The organism is Asticcacaulis endophyticus (genome assembly GCF_014652575.1).
Lineage (GTDB): Bacteria > Pseudomonadota > Alphaproteobacteria > Caulobacterales > Caulobacteraceae > Asticcacaulis > Asticcacaulis endophyticus.
Genome location: NZ_BMZB01000004.1, coordinates 158,336 through 174,486, shown reverse-complemented (window position 1 = coordinate 174,486; position 16,151 = coordinate 158,336). Strand labels below are relative to the sequence as shown.

General features: G+C 55.3%; 13 protein-coding genes. 8 read left to right on the top strand and 5 right to left on the bottom strand.

Annotated features, from left to right (window positions below; genetic code table 11):
- Positions 1-32: 32 nt before the first annotated feature.
- On the top strand, positions 33-2,093 hold the full coding sequence (locus tag IE102_RS13945; RefSeq protein WP_229807772.1) for a S46 family peptidase: 2,061 nt from the start codon (positions 33-35) through the stop codon (positions 2,091-2,093).
- A gap of 128 nt (positions 2,094-2,221) precedes the next feature.
- Here the strand turns inward: IE102_RS13945 and ndk are convergent, their stop codons facing one another.
- A complete protein-coding gene (ndk, locus tag IE102_RS13940; RefSeq protein WP_189487701.1) occupies positions 2,222-2,638 on the bottom strand; it encodes a nucleoside-diphosphate kinase in 417 nt (138 codons plus the stop codon).
- Positions 2,639-2,746: 108 nt separating this feature from the next.
- Here ndk and IE102_RS13935 point away from each other — a divergent pair, with 108 nt between their 5' ends.
- The gene (locus IE102_RS13935) at positions 2,747-4,642 is read left to right on the top strand and encodes an ABC-F family ATP-binding cassette domain-containing protein (RefSeq protein WP_189487700.1); all 1,896 of its coding nucleotides are present in this window, start codon (positions 2,747-2,749) and stop codon (positions 4,640-4,642) included.
- A gap of 117 nt (positions 4,643-4,759) precedes the next feature.
- On the opposite strand, the gene IE102_RS13930 is transcribed toward IE102_RS13935, so the two are convergent.
- From IE102_RS13930 to IE102_RS13920, 3 genes are read right to left on the bottom strand one after another with little or no spacing between them, the layout of a single operon-like run.
- Positions 4,760-5,110 carry a proteinase inhibitor i78 gene (locus tag IE102_RS13930; RefSeq protein WP_189487699.1) on the bottom strand — a complete coding sequence of 117 codons (351 nt, stop codon included), beginning with the start codon at positions 5,108-5,110 and terminating at the stop codon, positions 4,760-4,762.
- Complete coding sequence (locus IE102_RS13925) at positions 5,107-5,556, bottom strand: DNA polymerase III subunit chi (RefSeq protein ID WP_189487698.1); 450 nt, start codon at positions 5,554-5,556, stop codon at positions 5,107-5,109. The genes IE102_RS13930 and IE102_RS13925 overlap by 4 nt, the downstream gene beginning before the upstream one ends.
- Positions 5,557-5,561: 5 nt before the next feature.
- A complete protein-coding gene (locus IE102_RS13920) occupies positions 5,562-7,037 on the bottom strand; it encodes a leucyl aminopeptidase (protein WP_189487697.1) in 1,476 nt (491 codons plus the stop codon).
- A 272-nt stretch (positions 7,038-7,309) separates the two neighbouring features.
- Here IE102_RS13920 and lptF point away from each other — a divergent pair, with 272 nt between their 5' ends.
- The 6 genes from lptF to rsmA all read left to right on the top strand — a co-directional run bounded on the left by lptF (position 7,310) and on the right by rsmA (position 15,565).
- The gene (gene lptF, locus IE102_RS13915; protein WP_189487696.1) at positions 7,310-8,461 is read left to right on the top strand and encodes an LPS export ABC transporter permease LptF; all 1,152 of its coding nucleotides are present in this window, start codon (positions 7,310-7,312) and stop codon (positions 8,459-8,461) included.
- Entirely contained in the window at positions 8,458-9,600 is a 1,143-nt protein-coding gene (locus tag IE102_RS13910; protein ID WP_189487695.1) for an LptF/LptG family permease, read from the top strand. The genes lptF and IE102_RS13910 overlap by 4 nt, the downstream gene beginning before the upstream one ends.
- A 76-nt stretch (positions 9,601-9,676) precedes the next feature.
- The gene (locus IE102_RS13905) at positions 9,677-12,247 is read left to right on the top strand and encodes an LPS-assembly protein LptD (protein ID WP_189487694.1); all 2,571 of its coding nucleotides are present in this window, start codon (positions 9,677-9,679) and stop codon (positions 12,245-12,247) included.
- 59 nt (positions 12,248-12,306) lie between these two features.
- Positions 12,307-13,677, top strand: coding sequence for a peptidylprolyl isomerase (locus tag IE102_RS13900; RefSeq protein WP_229807770.1), 1,371 nt, complete (start codon positions 12,307-12,309; stop codon positions 13,675-13,677).
- 15 nt (positions 13,678-13,692) lie between these two features.
- Positions 13,693-14,694 (top strand): 4-hydroxythreonine-4-phosphate dehydrogenase PdxA, encoded by a 1,002-nt coding sequence (gene pdxA, locus IE102_RS13895; RefSeq protein WP_189488031.1) that lies wholly within the window; start codon positions 13,693-13,695, stop codon positions 14,692-14,694.
- On the top strand, positions 14,684-15,565 hold the full coding sequence (gene rsmA / locus IE102_RS13890; RefSeq protein WP_189487692.1) for a 16S rRNA (adenine(1518)-N(6)/adenine(1519)-N(6))-dimethyltransferase RsmA: 882 nt from the start codon (positions 14,684-14,686) through the stop codon (positions 15,563-15,565). Before pdxA ends, rsmA begins: the two co-directional genes overlap by 11 nt.
- Here the strand turns inward: rsmA and IE102_RS13885 are convergent.
- Positions 15,498-16,151 (bottom strand): DUF2971 domain-containing protein, encoded by a 654-nt coding sequence (locus tag IE102_RS13885; RefSeq protein WP_189487690.1) that lies wholly within the window; start codon positions 16,149-16,151, stop codon positions 15,498-15,500. The two genes, rsmA and IE102_RS13885, sit on opposite strands and share 68 nt — an antisense overlap.

Below are 16,151 nucleotides of genomic sequence, written 5' to 3'. Positions count from 1 at the left end.
TCCTACAATTGTAACTGCATGGACTGCTGACTATGGCCCGATTCAAGCTGGCGCTTGCCGCCACCACCGCCTTCACCCTGATGGCCGCCACATCCGCCCAAGCCGAAGAAGGTATGTGGACCTTCGATAACTTCCCCGCCGCTAAGGTCAATGAAACCTACGGCACCAAGATCGACGCCAAGTGGCTGAATCACATCCAGTCAGCCGCCGTGCGGTTATCCAATTGTTCGGCCTCGGTCGTGTCCCCCGAAGGGCTCGTTCTGACCAATGCCCACTGCGTCATCGCCTGCGCGCAGGATCTGTCGTCCGCGGAAAATGACTATACCCAAAACGGCTTCTTCACCGCTGCCCGCACCGAGGAAAAGACCTGCCCCGGCCAGTCAGCGGAAATCCTGACCGGCATCAGCGATGTGACTAAGGATATCAATGCCGCGACGTCAGGCCTGACCGGAGAAGCCTTCGTCAAGGCGATGAACGCCAAGGCCTCGGAACTTGAAAAAGCCGGTTGCGGCGCCGATCAGACTATCCGGTGTCAGGTCATCAGCTTCTATCAGGGCGGCGAATATAAGCTCTATAAATACCGCCGCTATTCAGACGTGCGGCTGGTGTTCTACCCGGAATATAAGTCCGGCTTCTTCGGCGGTGATCCGGATAATTTCAACTTCCCGCGCTATAACCTCGATGCCGCATTTCTACGCGTTTATGAAAACGGTAAGGTCGTCAAAACCCCGAACCACCTGAAATTCAACCCGAATGCGCCCAAGGAAAACGACGTCACCTTCGTGGCCGGCAATCCGGGATCAACCCAGCGCCTGATGACGGTGGCGCAGCTTGAAACCAACCGTGATCTGCTGATTCCTGTGTCGCAGCTTCAGCGTTCGGAACTGCGCGGCCGGATCATTCAGTTCATGGCCCAAAGCCCGGAAAACAAGCGCATCGGCACCGATGTCCTGACCAATCTTGAGAACGGTTTTAAGGTGTTTTACGGCCAGCAACTGGCTCTGAATAACCCTGCCGTCATGGATGCCAAGCGCGCTGAAGAAGCGGCGCTTAAGGCCGGAATGACCGCCGAAGATAAGGCCACCTTTGGTGATCCGTGGGCTGATATCGCCGCCGCTCAAAAGGATGTGGGCGATCTCTATTTCCCTTATTTCTTCCTGGAATCCGCGCCAACCAGTTCGTCCCTGTTCACGACCGCGCGCACCATTGTGCGTCTGGCCAAGGAAAGGCCCAAGCCGTCAACTGAGCGCCTGCCGGAATTTGCTGACACCCGCCTGCCCGCGCTGGAAAAGCGTCTGCTTAACCCCTCGCCGGTCGAAAAACCGCTAGATCAGATTCAGCTTGAGTTCCGCCTGTTGAAAGCGCGCGAATATCTGACGGCGGATTCAACCGTGACCAAGCTGCTGCTGGATAAAGAATCGCCAGAGGCTTTAGCCAAACGCCTGATCGACCGCACAAAACTGACCGATATCGCCTATCGTAAACAACTGATGGATGGCGGTTTGGCGGCGGTTCAAGCGTCCGACGATCCGATGATCCAATGGGCGTTGAAAATCGACGACGAGGCTCTGGCCGTGCGCAAGCAATATGAAGCCCGCGTGACCGGCCCGACCCGCATTGCGTCAGAAAAGATAGCCAAAATCCGGTTCAAGGCCTATGCCACCTCGACCTATCCGGACGCAACCTTCTCCCTTCGGCTATCCTACGGCAAGGTCACGGGTTGGGACTATCGCGGGGTGAAGATCACGCCGTTTACCGATATTGCCGGTCTATATGAGCGCGCCACCGGTGTTGAACCGTATGAACTGGCCACGTCATGGAAGACTGCGGAACCCAAGGTCGATAAATCGAAGGTGTTCAACTATGTGACCACCAACGACATCATCGGCGGCAACTCCGGCTCTCCGGTGATCAACGCCAAGGGCGAAGTGATTGGGGCAGCGTTTGATGGCAATATCCACTCACTGGGCGGTGCCTATTACTATGACAGTGCGCTAAACCGCACGGTCGTGGTGTCGTCTTCGGCCATCGCGGAGGCGCTGAAGACGGTTTATGACCGTAAGGCGTTATTGGCCGAATTGACGGGGAAATAGTTCTGGGGCGTGGGGCCATGGCCCCACAAACCTTGTTCTTATCCAAAGAAAAACCCTGCCAGTTTCTGGCAGGGTTTTTCTTTGGAAGGGTAAGACTTGAGGCCATTGGCCCCAAACCCCGGAACTGCTTAACCGACGATTTCAGCGTCCGTGAAGAACTGCGCAATCTCAATAGCCGCGTTCTCATCCGAATCCGAACCGTGGACCGAGTTTTCACCGATCGACAGGGCGAACAGCTTGCGGATCGTGCCCTCAGCGGCCTGCTCAGGATTGGTGGCGCCCATGACTTCACGGTACTTCGGCACAGCGTCGTCAGCTTCCAGAACCTGAACTACAACCGGCTCAGCCGTCATTTGACCGACCAGTTCACCAAAGAACGGACGCTCTTTGTGCACGCCGTAAAAAGCTTCAGCCTGAGCCGTCGACAGCTTAACGCGCTTTTGCGCCACAATGCGCAGACCAGCCTCTTCGATGACGGCGTTGATCTTGCCGGTCAGGTTACGGCGGGTGGCGTCGGGCTTAAGGATAGAAAAGGTACGTGACATATGTAGGTTCCGTTTTAGGCCAAATTCGTTTGGCGTTTGGGTTTGGCTGGCTTATAGCGAGGCAATCTGATTTCGCCAAGCCCTATAACCTGTTTAAGTATCCGTTTTATGTTGCAGATCACCAACCTGACTTTTGACGCCTACGGGCGCCGTTTTTTTGACGGCGCGACGCTAACCCTGACGCCAGGGACCAAGGCCGGTCTGGTCGGATTGAACGGTGTCGGTAAATCAACCCTGTTCAAGCTGATCCAGGGTCAATATCAGGCCGGGGGCGGTGATATCACTACCCCTAAGGCCTGGCGCGTCGCGTCGGTTGAGCAGGAAATGGCCGCCTCCCCGCAGCACTTGATTGATGCGGTTTTGTCGATCGATACCCGCCGTGAAAATCTGCTGAAAGCGCTGGAAACCGCCGACCCGATCCATCAGGCCGAAATCCACGCCGATCTTTATGCGATTGGGGCCGATCGCGCGCCGTCACGGGCCGCGGAAATTCTGTCCGGTCTCGGTTTTTCAACCGCTGATCTAACCCGGCCAATCGCAGCTTTTTCGGGTGGCTGGCGGATGCGGGCGGCGCTGGCCGGTGCGCTGCTGGCCGAACCCGATCTTTTGCTGCTGGATGAGCCAACCAACTATCTCGACCTCGAAGGGGCGCTGTGGCTTGAGGCCCGCCTGAAACGCTATCCCAATGCGGCCCTGATTATCTCCCACGACCGCGACCTGCTGAATGAATCGGTCGATGCCATCGTCCATGTGGCGGGGCAAAAGCTCGAACTCTATACCGGCGGTTATGATGACTTTGAGCGGATGCGTGCGGAGAAAGCCCGCCTGCAAGCCGCCAGCCGTGTGAAGCAAGAGGCCGAGCGCGCCCACCTGCAAAGCTTTGTCGATCGTTTCCGCGCCAAGGCGTCCAAGGCTGCCCAAGCCCAGTCGCGCATGAAACGGCTGGAAAAACTGCCGCCGATTGCCGATACGATTGAAGATCGGGTGGCCCCGTTTATTCTGCCGTCGCCGGAAAAACCATTAGCACCGCCGATCCTGCGCCTCGAAGAGGTCAGCGTCGGCTATGATGATAAGATCATTCTGCGCGATATTACCCTGCGGCTCGATCTCGATGACCGGATTGGCATACTGGGCGTCAATGGTGCCGGTAAATCGACCTTCGCCAAGATGATCGCCGGCGCGTTGAAAGAAAAGCACGGCACCCACTGGCGTGACCGCCGCCTGACGGTCGGCTGGTTCCATCAGCATCAGATCGAAGCGCTCGATCCCGAAGACACGCCTCTGGAGATGATGCGTCGCGCCCGCCCGGATGAGACCGAATCCAAGCGCCGCGCACGATTGGGCTCATTCGGCATGCGGGTCGATAAGGTCGAAACCAAGTGTAAGGATCTGTCCGGCGGTGAGCGCGCCCGCCTGCTGCTGAATATGGTGGCGATGGATGCGCCGCACCTGTTGATCCTCGATGAGCCGACCAACCACCTGGATATTGATTCGCGGCGTGCGCTGCTGGAAGCCCTTAACGATTATGAAGGCGCGGTGCTGATCATCACCCACGACCGCTCATTGATCGAAATGGTCGCCGACCGGCTGTGGCTGGTCAATGACGGCACGGTGAAGCCTTATACAGGCACGATGGATGAATATTCCAAACTGGTCATTGAGCGCGCCAAAACCGCCACGCAAGGCGATGAGCCGGTTGAGAAAAAACAGGCCGGGGTCAATTCAAAAGACGCGCGTAAGGCGGCTGCCGCCGCCCGCAATGCAATTGCCCCGCTCAAGAAAACCGCCGATGAACTGGAGCGCCAGATTGAGACCATCAGCAATAAGATCAAGCTGCTGGATCTTAAGCTGGGCGACGCCGATCTTTATGTAAAAGATCAGGCCAAGGCCATATCTTATGGAAAAGAAAAGGCTAAGCTTGAAGAAGATATGGTGGCGTTAGAATCCAAATGGATGATCGCCGCCGAAACCTATGAAACCGCCAAGGCCGAGGCTGGCTTATAAAACACGAACTGTAAAAGGCGAGATTTGAGGCGAGTAGCAGGAAACAAGCGCAGCGGGTACACTTAGTACCTGCAAGCGAAGTTGACGAACTAGTCGCCCAAAGACCGCCTTTTACTTTTACCCGCATTTGATGGATTGAATTATCCCCGTATTCACATCAAAGGTAATCGTTTGACGGTCTTCGCGGTAATCCATGGTCGCGGCACAGGTCGAACACAACACGCGGCGCTTTGACGGATTAACCGGCACCGGAATTTCGGTACGCGGCTTACCGACCAGATACTGCAAAGGCTTGGCACCGCACTGATCATTGTTATCGGCGCGCGGACGCTCCGGCTTGGGCTCCGGCGGATTGGGGATTGGTTTCATGGTTTGGTTAGGCACGGGGGCTGGTGCGGGCGCCGGACTGGCGCAGGAGACCAGAGCGAGTGCTACCACAGCCATGATAAGCTTAAGTTTGATCGTCATTGCATCTTCTCCCAGCGGCCCAGATCGTTCTGTTTCCAGTAGGCCATGTCAAAATTCTGCGTTTTCAATTGCTTCCACTGCGCCCGCGCCCACCCGATATGGGCGTCATCGCGACCTTCAAACACAATCAGGCAGCGCTGATAGGCCGTCAAGTCCGGCAGATCGCCCGGTGTGACCGAAAATAGCACCTGCGCCTCATTGGCCCGACCACCGGTTTTTCCGAGTAAGATCGGCTGGCGATCGGCAAACTCAGCGGTTTCGAGACCGTGGCCCAGAAACGCCTCATCGCGGTAGGCCCACAGATGCGTGTTCAGTTCCTCCAGCAGATCATCATCCTGCCCCAGCACATAGGCGCGCCAACCGCGTTGCAAGGTTTTTTCCAGCAAATCGGGCAGCGCCGCCTTTAACGCCGTGGTCTCCAGATGATAAAACCAAACTTCTGTCAAAGATATTAGACCTCGTAATGCGCCTTGACCAGCGCATCAAGGGTGCGCACACCCCAGCCGGTGGCACCTTCCGGCACGGTCGGCAGACGCTGCTCATTGGTCCAGGCCGTCGGCGCGATATCCAGATGCGCCCACGGTACATTGTTGACGAAGCGTTGCAGGAACAGAGCCGCCGTGATCGAGCCGCCCGGACGCCCGCCGATATTACGAATGTCGGCGATTTTGGAGTCGATTTGCTTTTCGTACTGGGTCGGCAACGGCATACGCCAGGTGTTTTCCGATACCGATTTAGACGCTTCAGATATTTTCTCAGCTAAATCATCGTTGTTACTGAAAACACCGGCATAATCCATACCGAGCGCAATGATCATAGCCCCCGTCAAAGTCGCCAGATCAATCATGAACTGCGGCTTGAAGCGATCCTGAGTATACCACAATGCATCGGCCAGAACGAGGCGACCTTCGGCATCGGTATTGATGACCTCAATGGTCGTGCCGGACATGGCCGTGACCACATCGCCAGGGCGCTGCGCATTGCCGTCAGGCATGTTTTCGACCAGACCCACGACGCCGATGGCATTGACCTTGGCCTTGCGACCCGCCAGCGCCACCATAGTACCGACGACTGTAGCCGACCCGCCCATGTCCCACTTCATGTCTTCCATGCCTTCGGCAGGCTTGATCGAAATGCCGCCGGTATCGAAGGTGACACCCTTGCCCACAAAAGCCACCGGTTGCGCGGCTTTATCGTCCGCGCCCAGCCATTGCATGACCACCAGTTTGGACTCTTTGCGGGAGCCTAAGCCCACGCCCAAAAGTGAGAACATACCGAGCTTTGTCATCTCGTCTTCACCCAGAACCTCAACCTTGAGGCCAAGCGATTCAAAGCCCTTGATGCGGTCGGCATAGGATTGCGGGTAAAGCACATTGGCGGGTTCAGAGACCAGATCACGCGCCACGATCACACCATCAGCAATCGCTTTCAGTGGTGCAAAGGCGGCTTCAACTTCGGCCACATCATCACAGATTAGGGTCACAGATTTAAGTGACGGTGCCTTTTCAAGCTTGGCGGCACCGAAATATTTATCGAACCGGTAGCTGGCCAGAGTCAGGGCAAACATGGCATGGGCGACCTGCTCGGCCGGAAAGCTGCCCATATCAATCGCCAGATCCGCAAAGCCCGCTGATTTGGTGGCGTGATAAAGACTGGCGACCACCGACTCAACATCAGCCCCCTTGAGGCCCGTCAGATCACCTGCGGCCAGTACCGCCAGCGCCGTATAGGGCTGATCGGGCAGAGCGCTTAAAATCTGCACTTTGCCTTTGGCGGATTTGAAACCCAGCTTTTTCAGACTGCCCAATATATAGCCCGAAGAGATAGTATTAAGTTTTTCAGCCCCGGCGCTTAGAGCGTCACCATCACCGATCAGAACGGCCAAGGCATGGTTTTCGGGATATTGGGTGGCCAGTTGAATGTGCATTATATGTACTCCGGTATCCAGAATCTGGGCGTAAAAAGGCGCGGCATCCGCGCTCCAACACCTTTATGTGAGGGTTTATGCCCACAAACGCCCGCAAAGGTTAAGTGTTTTTTCGTGCATAAATGTCCAGCACCTGACGATAATCACGCAAGCTCAGGTTTTGGGTGCGTTTTTTGGTTTTCAGCTTGATCTTAGCGTCCGAAGTCGTCAAAAAAGCGTCTGTTTTAAAGCTTTTAGTCTCATCAAACATTTTATTCGGATATCCCCACCCGATGCGCACCGTTGAACGGTACATTTCCCGTCAACTGAGGTTCCCTGTGATCGCCGCCATTCTGGCGCTCACGGCGGTGGCTATGTTGTCGCAAAGCCTCAACCAACTCGACGTCATTGTTGAGCGGGGGCAAAGTGCGTGGGTGCTGTTGAAAATCAGCTTTCTGGCCCTGCCTCAGCTTACCAGCCTGGTGTTTCCGATCGCGATTTTCGTCGGCACATTGGTAGCCCTCAACCGTCTGCATAATGAGCATGAAATCGTAGCGTGTTATGCCTCTGGCATGAGTTTGTGGCGGATCGCGTCGCCGGTTCTACGCCTAGGCGTCTATATTACCATGCTGAGCCTGGCGATGAACCTGTTTATTCAGCCCGCGGCCTCGCGCCTGATGCGGCAGGAACTTTACAATGTCAAAACCGATCTGGCCTCATCCCTGATCCGGGAAGGTGATTTTTCCACCACGCAGTCGGGCCTGACCATCTATGTACAGCGTATCGACCAGAACGGACTGCTGCGCCAGATATTCATTCGAACCCCCGGTGGTGATGGCATGGACCGCACCTACAGCGCCAAGGAAGGCCGCATCCTGCGCAAAGACGGCACCTCAAGCCTTGTCATGCGTAAGGGTTCGATGCAGCAGGTCTCAGACAAAGGCGTGCTAAATCATCTGACCTTTGAAGAATATGCGTTTGATATCACGAACTATTTCTCCTCGGACGATTTCCTGCATTATAAAGAATCCGACCGCTGGATGCATGAACTGTTTTATCCCAACATGGCGATGGACTGGGAACGCGGTAACTGGAAAAAGCTGTTTGCCGAAGGTCACAGCCGCCTCGCGTCGCCGCTCTACAATATCGCCTTTGTCCTGCTGGCGACCCTTGGGGTCTTGGGTGGCCGGTTCAGCCGCTCAGGCTATACCAAGCGCATCATGATCGTTTCATCCATTGCCGCAGGGGTGCGGATATTGGGCTTTGGGGTTGAAGCCGCCTGCAACAACTCGGCGGGGATGAATTTTATGCAGTACGTTATCCCGCTGACGCTGATCTTCCTGTGCGCTAAAACGATATATAAAAACGACCGGATCAAGGGTGCTAAGTCATCAACACAACTGATTGAACTGTCACCGCTTTCATCGGGAGGTCAATCGCGATGAGTAATGGCATAACAGGCATGAACTGGCTGCGTTACATAAACCCGATCAAACGCGGGCGGCTGGAAAATTACGTCATGACGCGCTGCATCATCATGGCGGGTGTGGCGCTGGCGGTGATTTCCAGCATTATTTTCCTGATCGATTTTGTGGAAATCTCAAAATCCCTCGGCGTCAGAACGGAATTATCGAGCCTTCAGATTTTGGGCCTGATGCTGCTGAAATCGCCCAATGTGATATTGGTTCTACTGCCGTTCGCCTTTCTGTTTGGCACATTGGCCGCCTTTGTGAACCTGAACCGCCGCTCAGAACTGATCGCCATGCGGGCCGCCGGTATGTCAGCCTGGCGGTTCGTGACCCCGGCATCGGTCACCGCCTTTATGATCGGGGTGATTACCGTCACCGCGCTTAATCCACTGGCGACCTATCTGTCTGATAACTATGAGCGTGTGCGTGCCCGTATCGAAGGCACCGCCATGGCCAAGGAAGGCGACATCTATCTGCGTCAGGGCGATACTGAGGGTAAGACCCAGACCGTTATCCGGGCAGCCTCACAAAAAAGCATCGGCCACCTGATCGATGCGACCTTCTGGGTCTATAATATTGACTCGACCGGCGTGCCCAGCTTCACCAAGCGCATCGATGCCCGTGAGGCCATACTCCGCCCCGGCATGTGGGATCTCAAGAACGCCCGCGAAGCCTCAGCGGGGGAACCTGCGCTGTTTTACAATGCCCTGTCGATCGATTCTAATTTGAATCCACAGACGGCGTTTGAGAAATATATATCCGCCCAATCGACGCCGTTCTGGTCGCTGGCGCCCACTATTGCCGAGATTGAACGCTCCGGCTTTTCGGCCACGTCGTATCGTCTGAGGCTGCATCAATTGCTGGCGACACCGCTGATGTTTGCGGCCATGTCGGCGCTGGGGGCGGTGTTTTCGCTGCGGCTGATGCGGTTAGGTGGCATGGCGAAGCTGGCGATATACGGCGTCAGTCTTGGGTTTGCGGTCTTTTTCTTTAACCAGCTTTGCTCAGCCATGGGTAAGGCCGAAGTCATTCCGGCGTTTATGGCGGGCTGGGCGACCCCGATTATTGCCCTTCTGGCGGCCATGTCATTGCTGGTTTACACTGAAGACGGATAAGCTGCCGTAATCAGGCCATATTGCCTTGTCACGCTTTGCGCTTTAAATATTAAGTTCCTGTTGATCATATTTCTCTATGCCGAGTATCCGTAATTCCACGGCCTTTCGCGTCTTTAAGCGCCGCGCCGACAGCCTGAAAGGTAACGCCTTAGCGTCCGACATGCACAAGCCCGCGCTGAAAAAATTCGTTTATTTCCTCACGGTTGGCATAAGCCCGCTGCTGGCGGCGGGTGTACTGGGCGGCGTCGCCCACGCTCAAAACGCACCGACGCCAGAAGCCTCTCCGCTGCTGAAAAGCACGCCGTCTGAGCGGCCGGTGATCACACCGGCTGAGGGCTATGTCGTTGGCGAAGACGGCCTGACGCAGGACGGGGCCTATGTCGAAGCCGACGAAGTGGTGACTGAAAGCGAAAACGTGATTGTCGCCCGCGGCAATGTCGAAGTCCGCCATCATGGCCGGATCATCCGTGCCGATATGGTGCGCTACGACAAAACGACGGGTAAGACCCTGGCGCAGGGCAATGCCGTCATGATCAATCCGGACGGCTCGACCCAGTATGCCGACACGCTGGAGGTCAACGAAGACCTGACCGCCGGTTATGGCACCAATTTCGCCTCGGTCCAACCTGACAACACCAAGATATTTGCTGAGCGGGTCGAACGACGCGATGAAGACACCAACGTCCTCAACAACGCGCTTTATACGCCGTGCGAAATCTGCGTGAAGCCCGGTGAGCCCACCAAGGGCCCGACCTGGTCGTTTCAAGCCGGCGAAATCATTCAGGATAAAAAACGCAACGTCGTGATCTATAAAAACGCCATCTTTAAGATGCGCGGCGTACCGTTGTTCTACACCCCGATCCTGTGGCACGCCGACCCCAGCGCCAAGGCCTCGTCAGGCCTGCTGATGCCCAAGATCGGTTCGTCACAACGGCGCGGCATGTCCTATGAGCAGCCCTATCTGTGGGTCATTTCGCCCTATCAGGATCTGGTCATCTCGCCTCAGTTCAACGAAAAAGTAGCCCCGCTGTTGAATACGACCTGGCGACGCCGGTTCTATTCCGGTGACGTCACGGTGCGTGCCGGTTACACCCGTGAGGCCTTTTTCGATAATGATGGCAATAAGTGGGGTGAGAAAGCCGACCGCTCCTATATTCTGGCCGACGGCGAATTCAAGATTAACCCGGACTGGCGCTGGAGCTTCACGGCTGAGCGCGTGTCCGATTCCGGCAGCGCCAACTTTTTCGAGCGCTATCAGGTCGGCGATGTCTATGAGTATCGCGGTGTGTTTACCCCCGGATCGCGCCAACTCATCAGTCAGATTAACCTGACCCGCCAAACCGACACCGCGTTTGTGTCGGCGACCATGGCGACGTTCCAGAACCTGCGCATCGCCGCCTTGCAGGACATCGGCACCTCCAGCAACCGACCGGTGGCAGGCTCAAACAAGCGCTATCCGCTGGTGGCCCCGGTGATCGAGGCTCAGTGGAACCCGATCAATGAATTCGCAGGTGGCCGCTTCAAGTTCAACGCATCAGGTGTGGCCCTGTTCCGCGAAGATTATGTTGGCGATCCGATTGCGCCTGACGATTCCGACGGCACCAGCGGCTACGATTCGGCGCGCCTGACCCTTGGAGCGGAATGGCGCCGGGATTTCGTGACCAATCATGGTATAAAGGCTGCCCCCTTCCTGTCGGCGCGCCATGATCAATACCGCATCGACGACCTTGATTCGGCTGGCCGCAGCGCCAATGTTTCGCGCAGTCTGGCCACCGCAGGTCTCGACCTCAGCTACCCGATGATTCGCAAATTCGATGGCTTTGATGTGGTGCTGACGCCGATTGCCCAACTGGCGGTGTCACCCAAATCAAAATCGTCGAGCCTGATTCCCAACGAAGACAGTCAGGTTTTTGAATATGACGAAACCACCCTGTTCAAGGCCAATAAATCACCGGGTTATGATCTTTACGAAGGCGGTGCCCGCGCCAGCCTCGGCCTAAAGGCTCAGGTTCAGCTTGATGACGGCACCACCCTCAAAACCCTGGTCGGGCGCACATTCCGCAACGAGGTCGAAGACACTTATCTGTTGACCGCCACCTCTCCTGCGGGCGTCAAAGTGTCTTACGATCCGTCGGGGCTGGCTAAGACCTCATCCGACTGGGTGGTGACCTCTGACTTCAAAACCGGCGATGGTGGCTATTATGGCTATTCAAAGCTGCGTCTGGATTCTGAGGACGGTGGCATCCGCCGCGGCGAAGTCGGCTTTACTGTCAACCGCCCCAACACGGTCGCCACGGTTCGCTACATCGTCGACAACACCGCCGTGCAGTGGGACACGACCAATACCGTCGTCACCGGCTTTGAAGGCAGCCGCTATGAGGACGTTCAGCTTTACGCCCGCCATTTCTTCACCAAGAATTGGGGCGCGTCGATGCGGATCAACCGCGATCTGAAGACCGATTCCTGGCGCCGGTCTGAAATCAGCGCCATTTATCGTGACGACTGCACCTGGGTCGAAGTCGTCTATGAGCGCGACGAAACGGCGATTTTAGGCAACACCAATGGAAAAGCGTCAAGCGGAATATCTTTGCGCCTTAACCTTGCCATATTAGGGTCATCAGGTTCAGACTTTAATGATATTCGCTGATGGCCGTGGCTTCACATTCATGACCAACTACGCTATCGGTCACCATGAGAAGACTGTCCATGCCTTTTGCCTGCCGTGCGGATACAACCCGACTGATGATCATGAGCCTGAAAAAAATGATGTTTAAGACGACTGCTCTGGCTATGAGCGCAGGCTTGATGATGGTGAGTGCCGCCCCAGCCGTCATGGCACAGGCCGAAGCACCACAGGCGCAACCGGCACAGGCTCAACCCGCTTTGGCACAGCGTCCGGCCCTGCGCGAAGGCATTATAGCCGTCGTTAATGATGAACTGATTTCGTCCTACGATCTTCGCCAACGTATGCTGTTGCTCATCGTGACCTCCGGCGTTCAGGTGACCGAGCAAAACTATGAAGCCTTCCAGCAACAGGCCCTGCGCAGCCTGATTGACGAACGTCTCGAACTTCAGGAAGCCAAGCGCTGGGAACTGACAGTTGACGAAGAAGAAATTACCGAAGAAATTACCCGAATGGCGGCCCAGAGCAATCTGAGCTACGACCAGTTGGTGGCCGAACTGCAACGGGCGGGCGTTGATCCGCAAACCCTGCGCAGCCAGATCCGCGCCGAAACCGGCTGGCAACGTCTGGTGGGAGGTCGTTTTAATTCCAAGGCCCGCGTCGGTAAGGATCAGGTCGATTCGTACATGGCCAAGATCACCGCTGACAGTCAAAAACCGCAATATCTGGTCGCTGAAATCTTTCTCGACCCCAATCTGGCCGGGGGCCTCACCGAAGCCCAGGCCGGAGCCCAGCAACTGTTCCAACAGATTGCCAGTGGCGCCGCTCCGTTTCAATCGGTGGCGCGTCAGTTTTCCAACGCCCCGTCTGCGGCTAATGGCGGTGATGCCGGCTGGCTGATTTCCGGCACAATCGACCCTAAGATCGAAACCGTCCTGCAAACCATGAGTGGCGGTCAGATGACCCAGCCGATCACCACGGACGAAGGAGTCTATATCTATTACCTGCGTGAAAAAACCGACGGTAATTCCGACTCAGTTATGGCGCTGAAACAGGCCGCCATATCGCTGGGCGCAGACGCTCCGGCCTCACGGGTTGAGACCGCGCAAAAAGCCTTGGAATCGTTCCGCAACAGTCAAAAAGGCTGCGGTGCCCTGACGGATACGACCATTGACGGCAATGTCGTGGTGACCGACCTTGGGGAAACTCCCTTAAGCGAACTGCGTGACGACTATGCCGCCGCACTGAAGCCGCTTAATGTCGGCCAAACCACGGCCCCGATGCGCAATGATGCCAACATGAACGTGCTGATCGTCTGCGACAAACGTCTGGCCGGTGAAAACGCCCCAACGCGGGAACAAATCGAAGACCGCCTTGTCAATCAGCGCCTGTCGATGCTGGGCCGCCGCTATCTGCGCGATGTCCGCAATCAGGCGACCATCGAGAACAAATAAGTTTAAAGGATTGAGATCATTCTCAAACCGCTTGTCATCACCATGGGCGAACCGTGCGGTATCGGCCCTGAGATTATTCTCAAAGCTTGGGACACCTTAAAGCGGTTTCCTGAGCTTTGTTTTTACGTGATAGGTGATGCGCAAGCGCTCAAGACGGTCGGGGCTGATGTCGCTGTGATTCAGGACATATCTGACGCCCATAAGGTGTTTGCGGCCAGCCTGCCGGTCCTTGACCGGCCATTGACCGCGCCGGCCGTTGTCGGCCATCCCGACAGTGTCCATGGCCCGCATATTGTCCGCTGGATCGAAGAGGCGGTTTCGCTGTGTCTTGAAGGTAGAGCGCGCGGGCTGATTACGGGCCCAATCGCCAAATCCGTGCTCTATGCTACGGGGTTTAGCTTCCCCGGCCATACCGAGTATCTGGGCAACCTGACCGCCGCCGCCCCTTACGACGGCGCGCGCGGCCCGGTTATGATGCTCACCGCCAAAGATCTTCGCGTGGTGCTGGCGACGATCCATGTCCCGCTATCGGATGTAAAAAAGCGCCTGAACGCTGATGATCTGGCCCACACGGTGCGCGTTACTCATCAGGCCCTGAAAACTGATTTCGGGATCAAATCGCCGCGTCTGGTTATGGCGGGGCTGAACCCTCATGCGGGTGAAGACGGCACCATCGGCCGCGAAGAAATCGACCTGCTTAAGCCGGTGATCGCGGATTTGCAGGCGCAGGGCATCGATATCAAAGGCCCCTTCCCCGCCGATAGCCTGTTCCACGATGAAGCCCGCCTGACCTATGACGCCTGTATTTGCCTCTACCATGATCAGGGCCTGATCCCGCTTAAGACTCTCGATTTCTGGGGCGGGGTCAATATTACGCTGGGCCTGCCGATTGTGCGCACCTCACCCGACCACGGCACCGGCTTTGGGATTGCGGGACAGGGCATTGCCCGCCCCGACAGCCTGATTGCGGCCACCCATACCGCCCACGATTTGAGTATGAAGCGCTATGACGCCTAAAACGCAAAATGAGTTACCGAGTTTGCGCGAAAGCCTTGAACAGCATGGGCTGATGGCCAAGAAAAGCTTTGGCCAGCACTTCCTGCTCGACCTCAACATAACGCGCAAGATCGTGCGGTTGGGTGGTCCGTTTGATGGCGATGTGGTGATTGAAGTCGGCCCCGGCCCCGGCGGTCTGACCCGTGCTCTGCTGGAAAGCGAGGCCCGATCCGTTCTGGCCATCGAAAAAGACGCCCGTTTTATCGAGCTTTTGAGCGAGCTAAATGACGCCTACGGTGCGCGCTTTGACGTGATCGAAGCCGATGCGGTTAAGGCTGATGAACGGGCCTTGCTGGCCGAACGAGATCTGGGTGAGGCCGCCCATCTGGTGTCCAACCTGCCCTACAATGTCGGCACACCGCTGTTGATCAAATGGCTTACGGGCCCGTGGCAGCCGCTCAGCATGACTCTGATGTTTCAGCTTGAAGTCGCCCTGCGCGTGGTCGCCCCGGTCGATGATAATGACTATGGCCGTCTGAGCGTGATTGCGCAGGTGCTTTGTGACTGTGAAAAGCTGATGGACCTGCCCGCCCGCGCCTTTACGCCGCCGCCCAAAGTCGATAGCGCGGTCGTTAAACTGACGCCCAAGGCCGACCGGCCGGATGCGCAACTGATCAAGAACCTGGAAAAAGTCACCGCCGCCGCCTTTGGTCAGCGCCGCAAGATGCTGCGGGCCTCGCTTAAACCGCTGGGGGGTGAAGCCTTACTTGAAAAAGCCGGGATCGATCCGACCGCGCGTGCCGAGACCATATCGCCGGATCAATTTATTCAATTAAGTCGAGTACATCTGCAAACTCTCCAGTCCACTTCCAATCACTATTTTCGAGAATAGTAGACCTAAAAACTGGAATTTTTGAAACTCCTTCAATCAACTTTATTGTATCTTTAACATTTTTCGCCAAGGGAATTGGCATCCAAGGACTTAAAGTAATTCTATTAATACAAGACAATTCTATGGACACATCAGCATATTTTACTTTTTCTGAAAATCCCTTTATAATTCTATACTCCATCTCTGCAGAATATGAATTCCTTTTAATAAATGGAAGATCATCTACGTAATCAATATTGCTCTTTAAATATTCTTTTAAATTCCTCACACTTTTATAAGAAACTTTTTTATGAATAAATTCTTCTTTAGAAAAATGATTCAATAATTTTTCTCTATCAAAACTTATACAAACCCCTCCACTCCCTTTAGAAAAAACACTCCATTGATTATATGTTTGAAGTGTTGAATCTGACAAACACATCACCAATACAGATTCAAAATTTCTGCGTTTTTTGTACAAATCAATAAAATAAATATCATTCCTATCATCCCATAAATCAGGATTTAGTAGAGTTATTTTTTTATTGTGCAAAATATAGAATAGAGAAGTTAAATCAGTATATCGTAAAAGTGGCTTTTTTTTCAT